This is a genomic window from Psychrobacillus sp. FSL H8-0487, assembly GCF_038008385.1.
GTDB classification, from domain to species: Bacteria; Bacillota; Bacilli; order Bacillales_A; family Planococcaceae; genus Psychrobacillus; species Psychrobacillus psychrotolerans.
In genome coordinates, this window is record NZ_JBBOZA010000001.1 from 1,648,417 (window position 1) to 1,669,258 (window position 20,842).

Sequence of the window (20,842 nt, forward strand, 5' to 3'; positions counted from 1 at the left end):
TTACTCTACCACCTTTAACATGGACGTCATTGTGGTATGTCCTACGCCACAATATTCATTACATAAGATTAAAAATTCACCAGGTTTGTCTACTGTTGTTACATATTCCGAAACATAACCTGGCTCTAGAATCATATTAATATTAGTTCCAGCAACTTGAAATCCATGAACTACATCTTTAGTAGTTGCTATGAACTTTATGGTCGAACCTATAGGTACCTCTATTTCGGGTGGATTATAATAGAACGCAGACGCTACAAGAACGACTTCATAATCCCACTCTTCACCTTCTACTTTATGAACTCCTGGTTTATTAAAAGGAGCTATCTCATCAACTCGCTCAGGGTCGATATAAATTTTCCCGGAAGGGGGATGGGAGCCATAATGAAATGCACTAAAACCGACGATAGTTAAAAATAATACCAATGAGCTAATTCCAAATGTTAGCCACCACTTTTCATACTTATGAATATGCATAAGTCTTAAACCTCCAATTTAAATTCAAAATCTGTCTATGAATAAGTAAAATGCCAAGAACCAAGTAACTAATATAAATGCGCCAACGAAACCTACGGAATAAAGTGTCCCTTTTAAATCAGAGTCTTTTTCTTTCTTTTTCGACATTTACTTACACCTCCTTCTACCAAACTCTATAGTCTCATCATAAATATAATAGTCGTGAGATGATGTGATAAAAATCACACATACGGTTATTAACTGTGAAATATATGTGAAATCTGGTATTTTTGGAACACAATTACCTTCCTGTAATGATTTTAGGCAAAAAAAAAGAACCTTCCTATTAAAAGGAGGTTCGTTTTCTATTCATCTATCGTTAAGATTATGGTCATTTCACCTATATTTTCAATTTCTACAGGCAGTCTAAAAGCATGTTGGAAACCATATAATCTGCTAGTGCCAACAATAACAGTAGGTGGAGTAATATCAATTTCAACTCCACTTGCAGCAACGGAGGTACATAAATTACCTGCTATCATATTCCCGAGTTCACCTGTAAATGATTCGAGCATTTCACCTTCTAATGGCATTCCGAACATAGTAGCTCCAATTGCAGAAAAGGATTCAGCCGCAGAGTCAATAATAATACGCCCTTTAATATCACCGATGATTCCGATAAGTACGCCCATTTCCTTTTGCACAAATGGTTGAACCATCAGGGAAGGTGACTTTATATCCATTGAAATAGGTATTACTGATTTCAAGGATTGGATTGTTCCATTTAAAATTGTTTGAATATGTTTAGAAGTACTCATTTTAACCCTCCGACTAGTATAGATGTATCAATTTTAACATGTTATATAGGAAAAAAGAATAGGTATTGTAGAAATTTAAAATATACTATGGTATTATGTCAATGAGAATGAATATCAAATTCAGTTGAGAGGGCGATTTTTTATGTTAGCTATTTTCATTGGATCAGCTATTTTAGTTTATGGTGGGGTAACGGCATATATTTTAAAATCTATAGCTCCTAAAGCGAAAACAATATGAAACAAAGACGAAATGACTTTATTTGTGAAAACAAGTAGAGTCATTTTTAAAAGATTAGGAAAGTATTTAAAAATTTACGATGAACACTGTACGATTTTATCCTTTTAACTTTGACCACTCTTATCATTTAAGCGAGAGGCTACGCGAAATCTTATGATTGAGTACTACTCCCTATTTTGATTGGAGCGCAAGGCGGCGACTCAAGCAGGAAAGCTTGAGCTGAAGACCCCGCAGGAGCATAGCTAACGAGGAGGCTGAAGCCAAGCCTGCGGAAAGCGTCCGCTTGAAGCGGAAATCAGCAGTGGTCTTCATTCTTTCAAGTAGCCCGAGTTCTGAATTTAAGAAAGGGAAGGAAGCAGTGCCCATGGAAAGCGACCACTCGGAGCGGAAATTGCACGCATATCTACGTTTCAGTTCCTTAAGGACCGTACATCTTTTTGCTCGGTTTTTCTTTTAACTAAAAGAGTGAAAGAATATTGTTTTAGGCTTTAAAACTTTGCTATGATAGATGTATATTGTCGAATTATGAAGGAGATTAACTTTTTATATGCAGAACTCAAATGAATTACAAATGATAAAAGAACAAAATGCTTTACTTGCAACGATCTTCCAACAGAATAATGATGATGAACGCTATCGTAAGTCTAAATTATTTACAGGGAAATTAGAAAAAGGCACATTTACTATCGCTTTTGCAGGTCACTTTTCTGCAGGGAAATCTAGTATGATTAATGCCTTAGTTGATGAGCAAATACTGCCAACTAGCCCGATTCCAACCTCTGCAAATATTGTGACGGTTCAAAATACAGCAGAAAATTATGCTCTTGTTCACTTTGTGGATCAACCACCTGTTAGATTTTCAGGGGAGTATGATATTCAATTAGTAAAAAAATATTCAAAAGACGGAAGTAAAGTATCTCAAATTGAAATAGGACATGCTGGGTCTAATCTTCCCGAAGGAATTACTATAATGGATACTCCTGGAGTTGACTCGACTGATGATGCACATCGCGTTTCCACCGAATCTGCCCTTCATTTGGCAGATATTGTTTTCTATGTGATGGATTACAATCATGTTCAGTCTGAGTTAAACTTTCAATTTACAAAGCAATTACTTCATTATAATGAGAATGTATATTTAATCGTAAATCAGGTAGATAAGCACAGAGAAGTAGAACTACCATTTGCAGCTTATAAGCAATCTGTTACAGATGCATTTAAATCGTGGTCGGTTGATCCGAAAGGAATATTTTATACAAGCCTAAAAAATAAAGATTTCATACATAATGATTTTCCGCAAGTTCAACAAATCGTTACTAGTTCTATTGAAAATAAAGAGGATTACTACCTTACACTGGCCCAGGCAACGCTAGAAAAGTTAAAAGATGAGCATTTACATTTTTTAGAGGATGAAAAAGCTACTTGTTTTCAAGCCTTTGAAAGTCAGCTAAGTGAAGAAGATTGGAATAATAAAGAGGATATCAAAGAACAATTGGAACTAGCTCAAACGCAAGTAAAACTTCAAGATGTTACGCTTTGGAGAAAAACATTTGAAGAACTTCGAAAAAACATACTTGAAAATGCTTCTATAATGACGTTTGAAATGCGTGAAGCTTTAAAGTCTTATGCAGAAAGTAAGCAACCTACTTTTAAAGTTGGATTTTTGGGTAGTAAAAAGAAAACTGAAGAAGAAAGACAAAGAAGACTTAACGAAATTATTAGCATGTTAGAAAAAATAATTTCCACCAATATAACTTCTCATATGAAATTGTTAATGAAACGTATGTTAAAAGATGTTTCCTTATTAACAGAAGATAAAATCCATCAGATTGATGAAATTCAGTTTGCTATTTCTCCTAGTTTGATTGAAAATTCTCTTCACGAAGGTGCAAGTACGACTGGTAATGCGATTCTAAATTTCGCCAATCGAGTTACAGAAGCGGTAAATCGTTACTACATCAACCAAACAGATGTATGGAAAGAAGAAAATATACATTATATAGAAGAAAGTCCGTTGGAAGATGAGGACCAAATACTATCAAAAACAGCGGAGCTCAATGAAAAGAGACTAGCTATTCAATCATTGGAAGAAATAGATACACGAATAGAAACATTTGAAAAAAACGTCACTACTCCTTCGTTGCCAATTAGAAAAGACAGAGATAAATTATTAAAAAGCTGGGAACAAGAACGACTTCAATTTGAAGGTTCTATTACAGATTATGAAGAACAAGCGCATACTACGGAGCAACCTATTGTAAATGGAGCAAAGGAAGAAGAAGTAAAGGACGAAGAAGTTCTTCTCTCCGCGGAGGCAGTAGTGAGTCGTGCGAAAAGAATTGGTGAAGTATTAGCAGAATTACCTGCTTTTGAAGAAGCTGCTGCAACGATAAAAAGAAAAGCTTTACGAGTGGAAAATCAACAATTTACTATCGCGTTATTTGGTGCATTTAGTGCCGGGAAATCTAGTTTTTCGAATGCTTTAATGGGGGCAAATGTGCTGCCGGTTTCACCAAACCCTACAACCGCAGCTATTAACAAAATTCATCCTGTGTCTGAAAATCATTTACATAATACTGCTGATGTAGTGTTGAAATCAGAGGGGCAAATTTTAGAAGATGTGAGTTATGCTTATGAGCAGCTTGGAATAACTGTCCATACATTAGAGGAAGCTTTTGAAAAAGCTAGTACGGTTATGCAAGAGAAGGTAGCTGAAGAGGTACACAAATCATTCGTTACTGCATTTTATAAAGGGTATCCAACATTTAAAGGGCAATTTGGAAATGTTCTGCATGTTTCTGGAGATGAATTTGGCCAATTTGTAGCGGATGAATCGAAAAGCTGTTTTGTAGATTTTATTGATTTTTATTATGATTGTGAATTAACGAGACTAGGTGTGACATTAGTAGATACACCTGGAGCAGATTCGATTAATGCGAGACATACCGGAGTAGCTTTTGACTATATTCGTAACGCTGATGCTGTATTGTTTGTTACTTATTTCAACCATGCATTTTCAAAAGCAGACCGTGAGTTTTTAATACAGCTGGGAAGAGTAAAAGATGCCTTCGAGTTGGATAAAATGTTCTTTGTTGTTAATGCTATCGATTTGGCAGATTCAGAAGAGGAGGCCAATTTAGTAAAACAATACGTCCAGGACGAACTACAAAGTTTTGGTATTCGTTTCCCAAGAGTTTACGGGGTATCTAGTTTACAAGGGTTAAAAGAGAAACTCAATGGATTATCATTGCATGAAGGAATGCAACAGTTTGAAGAATCTTTTCATCATTTTCTTGAAAAGGATCTGAAGCAAATCTCTATATCTGCTCTTGAAGAGGAAGCAACTCGTCAACAATCGAAACTCCTTGGCTTAATAGAACAGACGGAAGTAAATCTGGCCCGAAAAGACCAACGTCTAGTCGAGCTTCGAAATCAAGAACAAAATATTCGTAAACGCTATACAAATTCTAAATACACACAGATTGCAAAAGATGCTAACCAGGAGCTAGATACACTACTCTATTACGTATTACAACGTGTATATTATCGTTTCAATGAGTTCTTTAAAGAGGCATATAATCCATCATTATTTGCAAATAACTCCGCAACAATTGCATTGGATATTGCTTTAAAGGATATTCTTAAAATGATACGTTTTGATATCGAACAAGAAATGCGGGTCTCCAATTTCCGTATATTGCAATATATTCAGCGACAAATCCTGCAATTAGAAAAAGAAGAAGTACGCGTACTAAAAGATTTGAATACAAGCTTTACATTTAGTCCACATGAAGTTACCGAGAGAGAATTACTAGATTTTGTAGGACCATTTGAAAGCATTACTAAATATGAACATGTAAAATCCTATTTTAAAAATTCCAAGAGCTTTTTTGAGAATAATGAAAAAGAAAAATTACGTGATACTTTATCTGATGAAACCAAAGTGGAGGCAGATCAATACCTATCAAATGAAAAAGAACGTTTAGGAAAGTGGATAGAACAATACTCGGATATTGAATCGGAGGCTCTACGTTTGAAGTTACTACAAGAATCGATTACGCAAATTGATGCGGAACGAAAATTATTAGAGCAGGAACAAACACTTCATTTGTGGAAATCAGTATATGCGCGACTATAAAGGAGGGCTTAGATGGCAAAAGTATTTATTGAATTAGGAGAGATTTTAGAGAATAATCCCCGTTTTATCGATACTCGCTTTGATCTTGGTGAAAAAAGTGCGGGTCGTCAAATGTATAACAAGGGACATATAGAAGGTGCAGTATATTGGGATTTGGAAGAAGATTTATCAGATATGTGCAGTCAAGATGGTCGTCATCCAATGATTTCGAAGGAAAAAATGACAAGACTGGTTCAGCAAGCTGGTTTAAAATTAGATGATTATATTGTAATTTATGATCAAGGAGCTACACCTTTTGCGTTACGTGCCTATTTCTTATTGGAGTGGGCAGGATTTAAACATATATATGTATCCCGTTCCGGCTACGAAGAGTTGAAGGGCAAGTTACCAGTTTCTAACATGGAGTCTGTCCTACCACATACTTCAACAATCCCTGAATGGAACAACGATAAGTTACTGACAATGGCTGAAGTAAGGAAAGTTGTAGCGCAGGAAAAAGAGGGTCAATTAATAGATGCAAGATCAAATGTACGCTATAAAGGTGAAAGTGAACCAATCGATTCAATTGCTGGGCATATCCCATCAGCTATAAACTTTGACTGGGAGCAACTGAAGAAAAACGGGAAATTCTTAGAGCAGAAAGAATTAAAGGAAAAGTTAAGTCAATTAGCTCCAATTGACAAACCTGTGATAGCTTATTGTGGTAGTGGCGTTACAGCTGCGCCTTTGTATGGTTGTCTGAAAGAGGCGGGCTATGAAAATGTTCAGCTATATGTTGGTAGCTACAGTGATTGGATTAGAGAAAATGAAGTAGAAATAGATATGACACAAGCATAATTATATCTTTTTAACCTTTTTTCCAGTATAATAAGTTGTCTTGGGTAAATAACTATAGTATAATAGGCAAATTGTATACGCATGAAATGAGGGCTTATAATGAAAAAATCTATATATGGTCTAACAAGAGATCAGTTAATCGAATGGCTAATGGGTCAAGGCCAAAAAAAATTCCGCGCAGAGCAAGTTTGGGACTGGTTGTACATTAAACGTGTACAAAGCTTTGCAGAAATGACCAATGTAAACAAGGAATGTCTTCAGATTTTGGAAGAAAATTTTGTTATACAGACGTTAAAGGAAAGTGTTAAGCAAGAATCTGCAGATGGCACCATTAAATTCTTATTTGAAATGCAAGATGGTAATTTAATCGAAACTGTACTAATGCGCTTTAAATATGGTCTTTCAGTGTGTGTGACGACGCAGGTAGGGTGTAATATTGGATGTAGTTTCTGTGCAAGTGGATTACTTAAAAAGAGCCGTGACCTTGACGCAGGAGAAATTGTGGAACAAATCATGAAGGTGCAATTCCATTTGGACCAAATTCAAAAGGAAGAACGTGTCAGCCATATCGTTGTTATGGGTATCGGGGAGCCGTTTGATAACTATAAAAACTTGATGAACTTCCTACGTACTGTAAATGATCAAAAAGGACTTGCTATTGGTGCTCGTCATATTACAGTATCAACAAGTGGTCTTGCTAAGAAAATTATGGATTTTGCGGAAGAGGATCTTCAAGTAAATCTTGCAGTTTCATTGCATGCTCCTAATGATGAGCTTCGCTCGAGAATTATGGTTATCAATAAGGCATTCCCTATTGAAAAAGTAATGGCAGCTGTAGATTATTATTTAGAGAAGAAAAATCGTCGTATTACTTTTGAATATATACTACTCAAAGATGTAAATGACCATGTAGAAGAGGCACTTCAACTTGCTAAACTTCTAGAAAACAAACGTCATCTTTCGTATGTGAACTTAATCCCATACAATCCAGTAGATGAGCATGGTCAATATCAACGAAGTGATGAAAAATCGATTAGTGCTTTCTTCCAAACATTGAAAAACAAAGGGATTAATTGTGGTGTTCGTATGGAGCAAGGTAGTGATATCGACGCTGCATGTGGTCAATTAAGAAGTAAACAAATTAAAAAAGATAAAGTAAAAGTAAACAATTAAATTGTGCATGAATGAAAAAACGCATTAGCCATTATGGCTATGCGTTTTTTTATCGTCTTTTTCAGGTAAATCATCAATTGTATGCTTAAATGCGTACCCTTTATTAATAGTGAAAATAGTGAGACCTAATACTATTAAGAAAATAAAAATACTAATAATAATTACAGTAGTCATTTATATACCTCCTAATTCGGATTATTAGTTATATCATAGCAGATATTTTAATATACATCGTAAGGGTTTTAACCTTAAAGGCAATAAGTAAAAAAATAAGGCTATGTTAAAGTTAATGCTAGATTTTGTATAGAAAAAGGCGAACTTGGAAAAACACTTTCAAGCTCACCTTTTTCTGTTATTTCTTGGCTGTTTCAAAATAATTTTTTCTTTACCTTCCCAGGATGAACAAGTGAAAAAGTAACATAGCTTATTTTATAATTCGAATATTTCTCATGTAAACATAAAGTTCTATACCGAGCATAAAGAGCGTTGCAACTAAGAATCCAATCATAAAAATTTCATGTAAAAGAGCAAAATACGCTATATAAATTACAATAGCAATTAAAAATAAAATAACTAAAAGATGAAACTTTACTGCTTTTTGATTATTCACGATTTGCTTTTTTATATTACTGTTACCTTTAATCAAATTGTCTAAGCTAATATTCATTTCATCGCTTAATAAAATTAAATTTTCAATATCTGGGGCACCTTTTTCTTGTTCCCATTTTGAAATAGCCTGTCTAGTAATTCCAATTTTATTTGCCAATTGTTCTTGGCTTAAATTATTTCTTTTACGATAATCTAAAATCGATTTACCAATTTTCATTTTTATCATTCCTTTCTAAATTTGATATCACCACCATATCAAATTTTTTTCTGTGGCAAAAGAAACCAATGATTTCAAGTTCGCAACGCTCCGTTGCAATTAAATGCTACAACTTACGATTTCTTAACTTAATACGTATGCAACCGAAAAGAAGTTGCAAAAATCCATTTCTACTTATTAAACTAACCTGCTTCATTAGTTAAGTGAACACTTTCAAAAAACTATATCTATTTTAACATAAATTTCCAGTATAAATTTATATAGGGAAACCTATTCTTCATAATCATTAACGACTATCAACCTTTTTCTTTAGAGTCAAAAATAAAAGCATATAAATTAAATTAATTAATAATTCATAATGTTATTGACTATTATTCTTATCCGGTGTAACATTGCTTTATCGTAATACTTTAGCGAGTTGAATCGCTGATGTATTGAATGTAAAATGGGGGTATTAAAGATGGGAAAAACAAAGAAAAAGTTTGGTATGGTATTATCCGCTGCTGTTTTACTATTAGCTGCATGTGGTACAGATGATTCTGCTGCAACAAAATCCACTTCTGCAAAGTCTGGCGATAAAGAAGTATTTAAAATAGGTGTTACTCAAATTGTAGAACATCCATCATTAAATGCAGCTTACGAAGGATTTCAAAAAGCAATTGAGGATGCAGGACTAGAGGTCGAATATCAATATGAGAATGCTCAAAATGATAATAGTTTAAACTCAACTATTGCTAATAATCTAGTAAACTCAGGAGCCGATTTAATATTTGCCAATTCAACGCCTAGTGCTCAAGCAGTTGCGGCTCTTACAGAGGACATTCCGATTGTATTTACTTCTGTAACTAACGCTGTTGATGCTGAACTTGTAGATTCAATGGAAAGCCCAGGTGGAAATGTAACTGGAACAGTTGATACACAACCTGATGCGATTCCAAATACTATTGCATTTTTGAAAAATGAGTTAGGTGCAAAGAATGTTGGTATGGTATTTAATGCAGGAGAGCAAAATTCACGTTCATCTGTAGATGCAGTAAAAGAAGAAATGGCCAAAGTTGGTCTAAATGTAGTAGAAGCTTCCGTTTCAACATCAGCTGAAGTGAAGCAAGCAACTGAATCTTTAATAGGGAAAGTTGACTCCTTATATATCATCACTGACAATACGGTTGTTTCAGCTCTTGAATCCGTAGTAGATGTTGCTAATGAGCATAAGTTACCGATGATGGTAGGCGAGTTCGATTCTGTTAAACGTGGCGGATTAGGAGCATATGGCTTTGAATTTTATGACATCGGTTATGAAGCTGGAGAAATGGCTGTTAAAATCTTGAAGGGTGAAAGTAAACCAGCTGATTTGGCCGTTCAATATCCACAAAATTTGAAATTTGTTTTAAACAAAGATACTGTTGATGCCCTTGGAATAGAAGTAAAAGATGAATGGGAATCAGAATTTGCGGAATAGATAGGAGTTTGATGTTTTATGTTTACAGCAATCTTTGGGTCAGTTGAGCAAGGGTTTATATATGCACTTATGGCTCTCGGTGTTTATTTGACCTTCCGAGTGTTGGATTTTCCTGATTTGACGGTTGATGGAAGCTTTGTAACAGGAGCAGGAACAGCAGCGGCGATGATAGTGTTAGGCTATCATCCTGCTATTGCAACACTCGTTGCTATATTTGCAGGATTCCTAGCAGGATTTATGACAGGGATTTTACACACGAAAGGGAAGATTAATCCACTACTGTCGGGAATATTAATGATGATTGCTTTGTATTCCATCAATTTGAGGATAATGGGTTTTACAATTGAGAATTCTGTAGGAAGACCTAATATCCCTTTGATGAATGAAGGAACTATATTTAGCCAATTTTTCAGTTGGTGGGGAAGCTTAGGTATAGATGATACTATTAATGGATTCTTAACTTCTTTAGGTATACAATATGTTCCTAAAACTTGGGGGACACTAGTAATTGTAGCTATTTTAATAGTTATAATAAAATTTATTTTTGATTGGTTCTTAAAAACGGAAGTTGGTTTAGCAATTCGTGCAACCGGTGATAACAAGAAAATGATTCGCAGTTTTTCAGCAAATACAGATACGCTTGTCATATTAGGATTAGGTATCTCCAATGCCCTTGTTGCATTTTCTGGAGCTTTAATCGCTCAGTATACAAAAGCTGCTGATATAGGGTTGGGTATTGGAATGATAGTAATCGGACTTGCCTCCGTCATAATAGGAGAAGCAATTTTCGGTACGAAAACAATCGTTAGAACAACTATTGCTGTAATCACTGGTGCTATCATTTATCGTATCGTTTTAGCATTAGCGCTTCGCGTAGAATTCTTGGATGCAGGAGATATGAAGCTAATTACTGCATTTATCGTAATTGTAGCGCTCATTTTACCTCAGTTCTTCGAAAAACGACGTGAAAAGAGCAGGAAAGCAAAACGACATGCATTGCGTGAATCGGAAGTCTTAGCTCTTAATAGAAGTAAGGAGAGTGAGAACCTTGCTTAAATTAAATAATATTAACAAAATTTTCAATGAGAGTACTGCAGATGAGAAAATTGCATTAGATCGTATAAATTTAACGCTAAATGTTGGTGACTTTGTTACCGTTATTGGAAGTAATGGTGCGGGTAAATCTACCATGTTAAATATGGTTTCTGGGGCATTGACTCCCGACTTTGGCCAAATTTATATTAATGGAGAAGAAGTGACAAAATTACCCGAATTTAAACGATCCAAGTTGATAGGAAGAGTGTTTCAAGATCCAATGTCTGGTACTGCACCAACCATGACAATTGAGGAAAACTTAGCAATTGCCTATTCTAGAAATAAAAAAAGAAGCTTGAAAATTGGAGTTGATAAACAGAGGAAAGAACTTTTCCTTCACTCACTTGAAAGCTTGCATTTAAATCTTGAAAACCGGTTAAACGCTAAAGTTGGACTGCTTTCAGGTGGAGAAAGGCAGGCATTATCATTGTTAATGGCTACATTTACAAAGCCTTCTATATTATTGCTAGATGAGCATACAGCTGCCTTAGATCCTTCTCGAGCAGAACTAATAACTAATTTGACCGAAAAGCTTGTCAAAAAAGATAATCTAACCACTTTAATGGTTACTCATAATATGCAGCAAGCATTAGACTTAGGAAATCGTTTGATCATGATGGATAAAGGACAAATAATATTAGAGGTTGGGGAAGAAGAGAAGAAACACTTAACCATTGAAAAGCTAATGCAAGAGTTCCAACGTATTCGTGGCCAAAAGTTAACAAGTGATCGAGCATTATTATCGTCCTAAACAACAAAAAGAGCAGCCATGGGTTGCTCTTTTTGTCTGTTTAATGAGTCACGAATAGATAAACGTTTCCTTTCCGTAAGTATTGTTTAGTTAAAGCCATTCTAGAGGGTTTTTAACTATATAAAACAGTGGTTAGTAGTAACCTAAGTTACTACTAACCACTCTGTGAGTAAAGCTATGTTATTAAGTGGATATATTAAGCCATTGCAGCTTCGATATTGCCCCACGGAATTTCCATTGCTTCTGCAAGACCTTGTCCGTATGCAGGATCTGCTTTATAGCAGTGAATGATGTGACGAATCTTAATGAATTCTTCTACGCCATCCATATTGCGTGTTGTGTTATCAAAAAGAACTTGTTGGTCTTCTGGACTCATCAATCTGAATAGTTTACCTGGTTGCTCATAGTAGTTATCATCATCTTCACGGAATTCCCAAATTCCAGCATCTCCATGAAGTGGTAAACGTGGCTCAGTATATTGAGGTTGAGTTTTCCATTTTCCATAACTATTTGGCTCATAAGGTAATGTTCCACCTAAGTTACCGTCCACACGCATTGCTCCGTCTCTATGGAAAGAGTGTACCGGGCATTTTGGTGTGTTAACTGGAATTTGATGATGATTTACACCTAAACGATAGCGTTGTGCATCACCATAAGAGAATAGACGACCTTGTAACATTCTGTCTGGAGAGAAGCTAATACCAGGTACAACGTTAGCTGGTGTGAAAGCCGCTTGCTCTACTTCAGCAAAATAGTTTTCAGGGTTACGGTTAAGTTCCCATTCTCCAACTTCAATTAGAGGGAAGTCTTTTTTATACCAAACTTTTGTCAGGTCGAATGGATTGTAAGGCATGTTGTTAGCTTGCTCTTCTGTCATTACCTGAATGTACATTTTCCATTTCGGGAAATTGCCTTCTTCGATATTATCGTATAGGTCACGTTGGTGACTTTCACGGTCCACACCAACAACTTCAACTGCTTCTTGATCAGTTAAGTTTTCAATGCCTTGTTGTGAGCGCATATGGAATTTAACCCAAACGCGTTCATTGTTAGCATTGATCATACTGAATGTATGGCTACCAAATCCGTGCATTGTACGGTAAGATTTTGGAAGTCCTCTGTCACTCATTACGATAGTCACTTGGTGAAGTGCTTCCGGTAATGATGTCCAGAAATCCCAGTTGCTATTTGCACTGCGCATACCAGTACGTGGATCACGTTTAATAGCGTGATTTAAATCTGGGAAGTTAAGTGGGTCACGGAAGAAGAATACAGGAGTGTTGTTACCAACTAAATCCCAGTTACCTTGCTCTGTGTAGAAACGCATAGAGAATCCACGGATATCACGTTCAGCATCTGCTGCTCCACGTTCACCAGCTACTGTGGAGAAACGAACGAACATTTCAGTTTCTTTACCGATTTCTGAGAAAAGAGCTGCTGAAGTATATTGTGTAATGTCATGAGTAACAGTAAATTTACCGTAAGCACCAGATCCTTTTGCATGCATACGACGCTCAGGAATTACTTCTCTATCAAAATGTGCTAGTTTTTCTAATAACCATACATCTTGTAATAATAATGGGCCACGTGGTCCAGCTGATTGCGAGTTTTGATTGTCTACTACAGGCGCGCCCGCTGCAGTTGTCATTTTGTTATTGTTGTTGTTTTGATTTTCTGACATTCAATTTCCCCCTAGATTAGAATATTTATAATACAAGAATCATTATATCAAACAGATTAAAATATTGCTAGAATAGAGGTGTGAAGATTTTTAAAAACTTTATATTAGTATATTAAAAAATGTAACATCAAACGCTATAAACGTTGATGTTACACAGGTTTTTATCATATAAGTAATTCAAATAGAGTGCTATCTTTATTTACTTCTTTGTAGGAAAACCCATTCTCATTCATACGATAAAGAATACCAGAATAGTCTTCTTTGTTTTTCAATTCGATGCCCACAAGTGCAGGTCCACTTTCTTTGTTATTTTTTTTAGTATATTCAAAAGTGGTAATATCATCATTTGGTCCAAGAACCGTATCCAGGAATTGACGTAATGCTCCTGCTCTTTGAGGGAATTTGACGATGAAATAATATAGTAACTCTTCATAGATTAATGATTTTTCTTTAATCTCTTGCATACGCCCAATATCATTATTACCCCCACTTATGACGCAAACTACAGTTTTCCCTTTGATTTCTTCCCTATAAAAGTCCAATGCTGCTACGGATAGAGCACCAGCAGGTTCAGCGATAATTGCATGCTTGTTGTATAAATCTAATATCGTCGTACAAACTTTTCCTTCCGGTACAAGAACAATATCATCCACGTACTTTTTGCTTAGTTCATAAGAGAGATTTCCAACACATTTTACTGCAGCTCCATCTACAAATTTATCTATTAAATCTAGCTTAATTGGACCTCCGTTTTGGAAAGCAGCCTGCATACTTGCAGCTCCCTCAGGTTCAACCCCAATTACTTTGGTGAAAGGAGAGACATTCTTTATATAAGTAGATAGTCCAGATATTAAGCCTCCACCACCAATGCTACCAAACAAATAATCTATAGGAACATCAATATCATTCATTATTTCTACAGCAACAGTTGCTTGCCCCGCAATGATATCCGGATCATCGAATGGGTGGATGAAAATTCTATCCTCCGTATCTGCATAAGCCGTTGCACTTTCTGCGGAATCATCAAATGTATCACCGGCTAGAATGATTTCCACAAATTCACGTCCAAACATTCTCACTTGATCAATTTTTTGTGAGGGCGTGGTTAAAGGCATGAAAATCTTTGCGATGATACCGAGTTGTGCACATGCATAAGCGACACCTTGTGCGTGGTTACCAGCACTTGCACAAACTACTCCTTTTTCCCTTGCTTCTGTCTCAATTGTTTTAATCTTATAGTAAGCCCCACGTAATTTAAAAGAGCGGACATGTTGTAAATCCTCTCGTTTGAAATAAATAGTTGCTCCATACTTTTCTGATAAATACTCGTTTTTTTGTAAGGGAGTATGATAGACGACATCTTTTAAAAACTGATGTGCAATTAGGACATTCTCCACTTGTATTGATTTCGTATCTGTTAATTGCATAAGGCGGTATACCTCCAATTTCATTTAAAAGATTAATATAGTTTATCACACTACATCGCTAAAATGCTAGTTAATATTGATAATTCTAAATTGTTTTATAAATGGTTTAATGTTCGTTATTAACATTAAAAGTTTAAATTAAACAAAATATATTGACTTTATTGGTAGAATCGAACATAATATGTTCATAGTAAACGTTTTTATGAAAAGGAGAATTGTATGACTCCGATATTAAGAAAGAAACGCATCATTGAAGAGCTTGCCATAAATGGAAAAGTAGAAATTTTGGATTTAGTAAATTTACTAGATGTATCTGCGATGACCATTCGTCGTGATCTAGATGAACTAGAAAAACAGAAGAAATTGATAAGAACTCACGGTGGAGCCGCAATACCCGAGGCTATTATTGCCGAACAGAGCTATATTCAAAAAATTTCTGAAGCTCATCCACAAAAAGTAGAAATTGCTGAAATCGCTATAGGACTTGTAAAAGATGGTATGAAAATTTTTCTCGATTCTGGTACTACTAATTTTGAAATTGCCAAACGTTTAAAACAGAAAATAAATTTAACGATTGTAACAAATGACATTAAAATAGCTGCAGAATTGATGGATAGCAAAGTGGAAGTCATTATGTTAGGTGGAAAAATTCAAAATGGTGTAGGGGCAGTTTTCGGAACATATGCAGAAAATATGTTAAAAGAAATCCATGTAGATATTTTGTTTTTAGGTGCCCATGCAGTTCATTCAACACTAGGCATTACATCTGCTACTTTTGAAAAAGCTTCTATAAAGAGAGAAATGATTAATAGTAGCGAATCAGTTTATCTAGTAGTGGATGCTCAAAAGTTCGGAAAGAAAGCGTTTGCTAAAATAGCGGATATCGATTGCGTGACAGCTATCATAACAGATCAAACACTTCCAGAAGAAGTAGAAGAAATCTACAGTGAAATGACTACCTTTATTAAGGGCGTGAAAAAATGAAAGTTGGAATTATTGCAGATGATTTAACCGGTGCTAATGCAACTGGAGTTCTCCTTTCTAAAAATGGGTTCAATAGTGCTACTGCAGTTTTTGGGGGAGAGGTGCCAAAAACGGGTGGTTTTACTTCCATTAGTGTTGACACAGATAGTAGATATTGTGCACCAAGTATTGCACAAAATAGAGTGTTGAATGCGTACGAACAGCTTTCGACATGGGGGGCAAGTATTTTTTGTAAGCGCATTGATAGTACGGTACGTGGAAACCTTGGAGTAGAAACAGACACATTATTAGATGCAATAGGAAAAAATAGTGTGGCAGTAGTTGTTACATCTTATCCAGATTCAGGACGTATCGTATCTGGGGGGTATCTATTGATAGATGGTGTACCAGTTGAATCTACGGACGTTGCGAAGGATCCAATGAATCCAATTACAATCTCTCATGTGCCTACTATAATGATAGAGCAAAGTCAGTATCCAGTTTCCCACATAGGATTAGGGAGAGTTTTAAAGGGAAAAAATAGTATTCAATTGGAAATGATGAAACAAATAGAAACTGGAAATCGGATTATTGTTGTAGATGCTGTGACAAATGAAGACATTGATCATATAGCAGAGTCGATGGCTGCAATTGAGGGAGTGGTTTTTGTGCCCGTGGATCCAGGTCCATTATCCGCATCTTATAGTCGTTTAATGGCTCATCAGCATGTGTTGACGAATAAGTTCATCGTAACGGTTGGTAGCATAACTCCTTTAACTGGAAGACAACTAAATTATCTAATAGACAAGAAAAATGCTGACCCTGTTTATGTCAATACGGAGGCATTAGCTTCTACTACTAGTACGTGGGACGAAGAAATAGAGCGTGCGATGAAGGAAGCAATCATTAAATTAGAGGATCAAGAAGTATTAATCATCACTACGTATGCACCGGGTTCAGGGAAACTAGATTTAAAAGAAATAGCTGTTAGAGAAGGAGTAACAGAAGAAAAGCTTGCCAAGCGCTTAACGGAAGGTTTGGCTAGAGTTACTCACAGTGTTATTGACCAAACAGAACATGCAATTGATGGAATGTTTTCCAGTGGTGGCGATGTGACAGCAGCTCTATGCTCTGTCAGTGAAGCGCAGGCTATTGGTTTGCAGGATGAAGTACTTCCTTTAGCGGCATATGGTCATTTTATAGGAGGAGCTTTCGATGGCATTCCTGTAATTACTAAAGGTGGCATGGTAGGGGATAAGTACTCTATTTATAAGTGTGTAAGATTCTTAACAAACAAAAAAGAAGAAGGAAGTGTTTAGGATATGACTACAGTTCGAGAAATTATTGCAATTCCTATGGGAGATGCGGCAGGTATTGGACCTGAAATTACAGTTAAATCTTTAGCTAAAGAAGAACTTTACACAATGTGTAAACCTCTTGTTGTAGGGGATGCGAATATACTTCGTAAAGCAATCGAAGTAACTGGTGTAAATTTAAAAGTTCGTGTCGTTTCATCACCAGCAGAAGGTTCCTATGAGTTTGGGACGATAGATGTAATGGACTTAGCAAATATTAATATGGAAGATTTCGCGCCAGGAGAGGTTTCGGCACAAAATGGACAAGCAGCATTTGAATTTATCAAACGCTCAGTGGAACTTGCAATGGCTGGCGAAGTTAAAGCAATTGCAACTACTCCGATCAATAAAGAATCATTAAAAGCAGCAAAGGTTCCTTATATCGGTCATACAGAAATGCTTGAGGATTTAGGTGGTGCTCCAGATCCACTAACAATGTTCCAAGTAAAAGGAATGCGTATATTCTTCTTAACAAGACATGTGTCAGTTGCAGAAGCAATTACGCAAATGACGAAAGAAAGAGTTCGTGATTATTTAAATAGATGTGATAAAGCTCTACAACGTCTAGGAGTTGAGAGTCGTAAGCTTGCAGTCGCAGGATTAAACCCCCATTCAGGGGAGGGCGGTCTATTTGGTATGGAAGAAGTAGAAGAAATTAAACCAGGTGTCGAACTTGCGAAAGCAGATGGAATTGATGCCTACGGTCCAGTACCGGCAGATTCAGTTTTCTTCCAAGCACTAAATGGTAAGTATGACGCTGTTCTTTCTCTATATCATGATCAAGGTCATATCGCGGCGAAAATGACGGATTTCCACCGTACAATATCTATTACAAATGGTCTGCCTTTCCTACGTACGTCTGTTGATCATGGTACTGCATTTGATATAGCGTGGAAAAACATTGCATCTGAGGTAAGCATGTACGAATGTATTAAACTTGCTGCTGAATATGCACCGAAATTTACTCGTGAATCATTATAAGTAATTAGTATAGAAGGAAAGTATTATACTTTCCTTTTTTAAAAACAGAGGATTGAAAGGGGTTTCATGGGATGTCATCTGAGTCACAAGTAATTTTAGGTCTTATCATTGGGGTAATTCTATTAGTTTATCTAGTAGTAAAAACGAAAATTCATGTGTTTTTAGCATTAATAATCGCAGCAGCAATAACAGGAATCATCGGAGGAATGTCACCACCTAAAGTAGCCGATGCCATAATTGGTGGTTTCGGTAGTACGTTAGGGTCCATTGGTATCGTAATTGGGTTTGGAGTTATGATGGGTAGATTATTGGAAGTTTCCGGTGCTGCAGAACGTTTAGCATATGCACTTATCAAGTTTATAGGAAAGAAAAAAGAAGAATGGGCCATGGCCCTTGCAGGATACATAGTTGCGATTCCTATATTTGTAGATTCTACGTTTATCATTTTAACGCCATTAATAAAATCTGTTGCAAGAAAAACTGGTAAATCAGTTGTTGCAATTGGAATTCCGTTGGCAATTGGTGCGGTAGCAACGCATCATGCGGTTCCACCAACTCCAGGACCACTAGGGGTTGCAGGAATTTTCGGAGTAGACATTGGTCAAATGATTATTTATGGATTGATTTTTGCAATTCCTATTATGTTAGTTGGAGTTTTCTATGGTAAGTGGTTAGGTAAGAGAATATATCAATTGCCAAATGAAGATGGCACGGACTGGGTTCGTCCTGAGGATGAAATGACATATGATGAATTTGTTCAACTCTCAGATGAACGTAATAAAGAGCTACCTTCCTTGTTCCGTTCTATATTACCGATTGTCTTACCGATTGTATTAATCTTCCTGAATACAACGTTGACAGCATTAGAAATTACGGGTGGAATTTATGATTATCTTATTTTCTTAGGCCAACCAATTATTGCGGTAGGGTTAGCTGTAATTGCAGCGATTTATGCATTAGCAGGACGTTGGAGTCGTGAAGATACACTTGCCAGGATGGAAGAAGGTATGAACGCTGCCGGGGTTATTCTATTAATCACTGGTGCAGGTGGAGCATTCGGCTATGTATTACGTGAAAGTGGAGCTGGGGATTATATTGGAAATCTCGTAGCTTCCTTACCATTACCTGCTGTATTAATACCGTTCATAGTTGCCTCCCTTATAAGGTTGATCCAAGGTAGTGGGACTGTTGCAATGATAACAGCTGCATCTATTTCAGCACCAATTCTAGTTAATATAGATGGTGTAAATATGGTGCTGGCAGCACAAGCCGCAGCACTTGGCGCAATGGTATTCTCATATTTTAGTGATACAATGTTTTGGGTTGTTAACCGGTCACTTGGTATCACAAATACGAAAGAACAGATTATGGTATGGTCAGTACCAACTACATTAGCTTGGGGTGCATCACTAATAGCTATTCTGGTTGCAGATATATTTGTTTAATAATTTTTTCTAAAGACGCTCTCTACGGGCGTCTTTTTACTATTAGAAAATAATTCATTTTAATGGTGAGCGAATAATACGTAATTATCAATTCCATTCTTCTAAAACGATTTAAGAGCGACTGCAGGACAAAAATGGAACATGTTATAGATCTATAAGAGAATCGAAAGTCTTGAATATAACGAATTTTTTCGCTCAGTAGAAGGAAATTTAAATAGATGCTAGGAGTGAAAGGGTGTATAGTGTTTAGAGTGGTTTTATAGATTCGGTGAGATGTTGAAGGGAAGTAATAGGGTTGAAAAAAATTTTCACAAAGTCCACAATGCTACTCTTGTTTTTAATTTTTGTTTGGGGAGCAAGTTGGCCTATATATAAACTTGCATTACCATATACTCCTCCCGTCATATTTGCAGGAATGAGAGCAACAATGGGTGGATTACTATTAGCAGTAATATTATTTAAAATTAGGGATAAATTAAATTGGCGTGAGAATTGGCGTCTGTATTGCACTTCTGCCTTATTAAATACAACTTTATTTTTTGGAATTCAAACAGTCGGGTTAAATTATTTACCGGGTGGATTATTTTCCATTCTTGTATATTTTCAACCTGTATTATTAGGGCTTTTTGCATGGATTTGGCTCGGTGAATTTATGACTCCTGGAAAGATTTTGGGGTTAGTAATTGGCTTTATAGGTATTGTTATTGTGAGCTTGGATGGTTTGACTTTCCATGTATCAGTTATTGGTGTAATTTTAGGGTTATTAACTGCTTTCTTTTGGGCTTTAGGTGTTATATACGTCAAAAAAGTGAGCAATAGAGTGAATCCATACTGGATGGTTTCCATGCAATGTATAATAGGCGGTTTTGTATTGATAGGATTCGGGAGCTTTTTCGAGGACTTCTCAGATATCGTTTGGAATAGTAAATATATCAGTGCCTTAACATATGGTTCCGTATTAGGTATACCTCTGGCACAAATAGTATATTACAAACTTATTAGAGAAGGTGAAGCTAGTAAGGTAGGTTCCTCCACTTTTATGGTACCAATTATTGCCGTCATATTAGGAGCGGTATTCCTTGATGAACCAATTACATATTTACTCATTATCGGATTAGTTATGGTTGGCATTAGTATCTTCCTTGTAAACTATAGAAGTAAAAAGAAACTGATAGACTATAGTAATAAACGCTAATAAT

At 36.0% G+C, this 20,842-nt stretch carries 18 protein-coding genes; 11 read left to right on the forward strand and 7 right to left on the reverse strand.

What is annotated here, in order from left to right; genetic code table 11:
* The 3 genes from MHI47_RS08160 to MHI47_RS08170 all read right to left on the reverse strand — a co-directional run bounded on the left by MHI47_RS08160 (nucleotide 1) and on the right by MHI47_RS08170 (nucleotide 1,274).
* Complete coding sequence (locus MHI47_RS08160) at nucleotides 1–477, reverse strand: cytochrome B5 (protein ID WP_093534587.1); 477 nt, start codon at nucleotides 475–477, stop codon at nucleotides 1–3.
* A 24-nt stretch (nucleotides 478–501) separates the two neighbouring features.
* On the reverse strand, nucleotides 502–624 hold the full coding sequence (locus MHI47_RS08165; RefSeq protein ID WP_093534585.1) for a cytochrome c oxidase subunit 2A: 123 nt from the start codon (nucleotides 622–624) through the stop codon (nucleotides 502–504).
* A 197-nt stretch (nucleotides 625–821) separates the two neighbouring features.
* Nucleotides 822–1,274: a chemotaxis protein CheX gene (locus tag MHI47_RS08170; protein WP_340762135.1), complete on the reverse strand. Its 453-nt coding sequence runs from the start codon at nucleotides 1,272–1,274 to the stop codon at nucleotides 822–824.
* A gap of 785 nt (nucleotides 1,275–2,059) precedes the next feature.
* Here MHI47_RS08170 and MHI47_RS08175 point away from each other — a divergent pair.
* The 3 genes from MHI47_RS08175 (at nucleotide 2,060) to rlmN (ending at nucleotide 7,660) form a co-directional block, all read left to right on the forward strand.
* On the forward strand, nucleotides 2,060–5,650 hold the full coding sequence (locus MHI47_RS08175; RefSeq protein ID WP_340830392.1) for a dynamin family protein: 3,591 nt from the start codon (nucleotides 2,060–2,062) through the stop codon (nucleotides 5,648–5,650).
* 12 nt (nucleotides 5,651–5,662) lie between these two features.
* On the forward strand, nucleotides 5,663–6,487 hold the full coding sequence (locus MHI47_RS08180; RefSeq protein WP_340830393.1) for a sulfurtransferase: 825 nt from the start codon (nucleotides 5,663–5,665) through the stop codon (nucleotides 6,485–6,487).
* Nucleotides 6,488–6,586: 99 nt separating this feature from the next.
* The gene (gene rlmN / locus MHI47_RS08185) at nucleotides 6,587–7,660 is read left to right on the forward strand and encodes a 23S rRNA (adenine(2503)-C(2))-methyltransferase RlmN (RefSeq protein ID WP_340762138.1); all 1,074 of its coding nucleotides are present in this window, start codon (nucleotides 6,587–6,589) and stop codon (nucleotides 7,658–7,660) included.
* Nucleotides 7,661–7,684: 24 nt separating this feature from the next.
* Here the strand turns inward: rlmN and ytzI are convergent, their stop codons facing one another.
* Both ytzI and MHI47_RS08195 read right to left on the reverse strand, forming a co-directional pair.
* Complete coding sequence (gene ytzI, locus MHI47_RS08190) at nucleotides 7,685–7,834, reverse strand: YtzI protein (protein WP_094030739.1); 150 nt, start codon at nucleotides 7,832–7,834, stop codon at nucleotides 7,685–7,687.
* Between the two features lie 250 nt (nucleotides 7,835–8,084).
* Nucleotides 8,085–8,486, reverse strand: a complete 402-nt coding sequence (locus MHI47_RS08195; RefSeq protein ID WP_340830394.1) for a helix-turn-helix domain-containing protein — start codon at nucleotides 8,484–8,486, stop codon at nucleotides 8,085–8,087.
* Between the two features lie 460 nt (nucleotides 8,487–8,946).
* On the opposite strand from MHI47_RS08195, the gene MHI47_RS08200 reads away from it, so the two are divergent.
* The 3 genes from MHI47_RS08200 to MHI47_RS08210 are packed head-to-tail and all read left to right on the forward strand — an operon-like array spanning nucleotide 8,947 to nucleotide 11,791.
* Nucleotides 8,947–9,945, forward strand: coding sequence for an ABC transporter substrate-binding protein (locus MHI47_RS08200; protein ID WP_340830395.1), 999 nt, complete (start codon nucleotides 8,947–8,949; stop codon nucleotides 9,943–9,945).
* Between the two features lie 18 nt (nucleotides 9,946–9,963).
* On the forward strand, nucleotides 9,964–11,001 hold the full coding sequence (locus MHI47_RS08205; RefSeq protein ID WP_340830396.1) for an ABC transporter permease: 1,038 nt from the start codon (nucleotides 9,964–9,966) through the stop codon (nucleotides 10,999–11,001).
* Entirely contained in the window at nucleotides 10,994–11,791 is a 798-nt protein-coding gene (locus MHI47_RS08210) for an ABC transporter ATP-binding protein (protein WP_093534571.1), read from the forward strand. Before MHI47_RS08205 ends, MHI47_RS08210 begins: the two co-directional genes overlap by 8 nt.
* Nucleotides 11,792–11,987: 196 nt before the next feature.
* Here MHI47_RS08210 and MHI47_RS08215 read toward each other — a convergent pair whose 3' ends face one another.
* Nucleotides 11,988–13,472 carry a catalase gene (locus MHI47_RS08215; protein WP_093534569.1) on the reverse strand — a complete coding sequence of 495 codons (1,485 nt, stop codon included), beginning with the start codon at nucleotides 13,470–13,472 and terminating at the stop codon, nucleotides 11,988–11,990.
* Between the two features lie 164 nt (nucleotides 13,473–13,636).
* Nucleotides 13,637–14,899, reverse strand: coding sequence for a threonine ammonia-lyase IlvA (ilvA, locus tag MHI47_RS08220; RefSeq protein ID WP_340830398.1), 1,263 nt, complete (start codon nucleotides 14,897–14,899; stop codon nucleotides 13,637–13,639).
* A 219-nt stretch (nucleotides 14,900–15,118) separates the two neighbouring features.
* Between ilvA and MHI47_RS08225 the strand changes: the two genes are divergently transcribed.
* The 5 genes from MHI47_RS08225 (at nucleotide 15,119) to MHI47_RS08245 (ending at nucleotide 20,838) form a co-directional block, all read left to right on the forward strand.
* Nucleotides 15,119–15,883, forward strand: coding sequence for a DeoR/GlpR family DNA-binding transcription regulator (locus MHI47_RS08225; protein ID WP_093534565.1), 765 nt, complete (start codon nucleotides 15,119–15,121; stop codon nucleotides 15,881–15,883).
* Entirely contained in the window at nucleotides 15,880–17,181 is a 1,302-nt protein-coding gene (locus tag MHI47_RS08230) for a four-carbon acid sugar kinase family protein (protein WP_340830400.1), read from the forward strand. The genes MHI47_RS08225 and MHI47_RS08230 overlap by 4 nt, the downstream gene beginning before the upstream one ends.
* Nucleotides 17,182–17,184: 3 nt before the next feature.
* Nucleotides 17,185–18,198 (forward strand): 4-hydroxythreonine-4-phosphate dehydrogenase PdxA, encoded by a 1,014-nt coding sequence (gene pdxA, locus MHI47_RS08235; protein ID WP_093534561.1) that lies wholly within the window; start codon nucleotides 17,185–17,187, stop codon nucleotides 18,196–18,198.
* A gap of 71 nt (nucleotides 18,199–18,269) precedes the next feature.
* The gene (locus tag MHI47_RS08240; RefSeq protein WP_093534559.1) at nucleotides 18,270–19,643 is read left to right on the forward strand and encodes a GntP family permease; all 1,374 of its coding nucleotides are present in this window, start codon (nucleotides 18,270–18,272) and stop codon (nucleotides 19,641–19,643) included.
* A gap of 295 nt (nucleotides 19,644–19,938) precedes the next feature.
* Nucleotides 19,939–20,838 carry a DMT family transporter gene (locus MHI47_RS08245; protein ID WP_340830401.1) on the forward strand — a complete coding sequence of 300 codons (900 nt, stop codon included), beginning with the start codon at nucleotides 19,939–19,941 and terminating at the stop codon, nucleotides 20,836–20,838.
* Nucleotides 20,839–20,842: the final 4 nt, after the last annotated feature.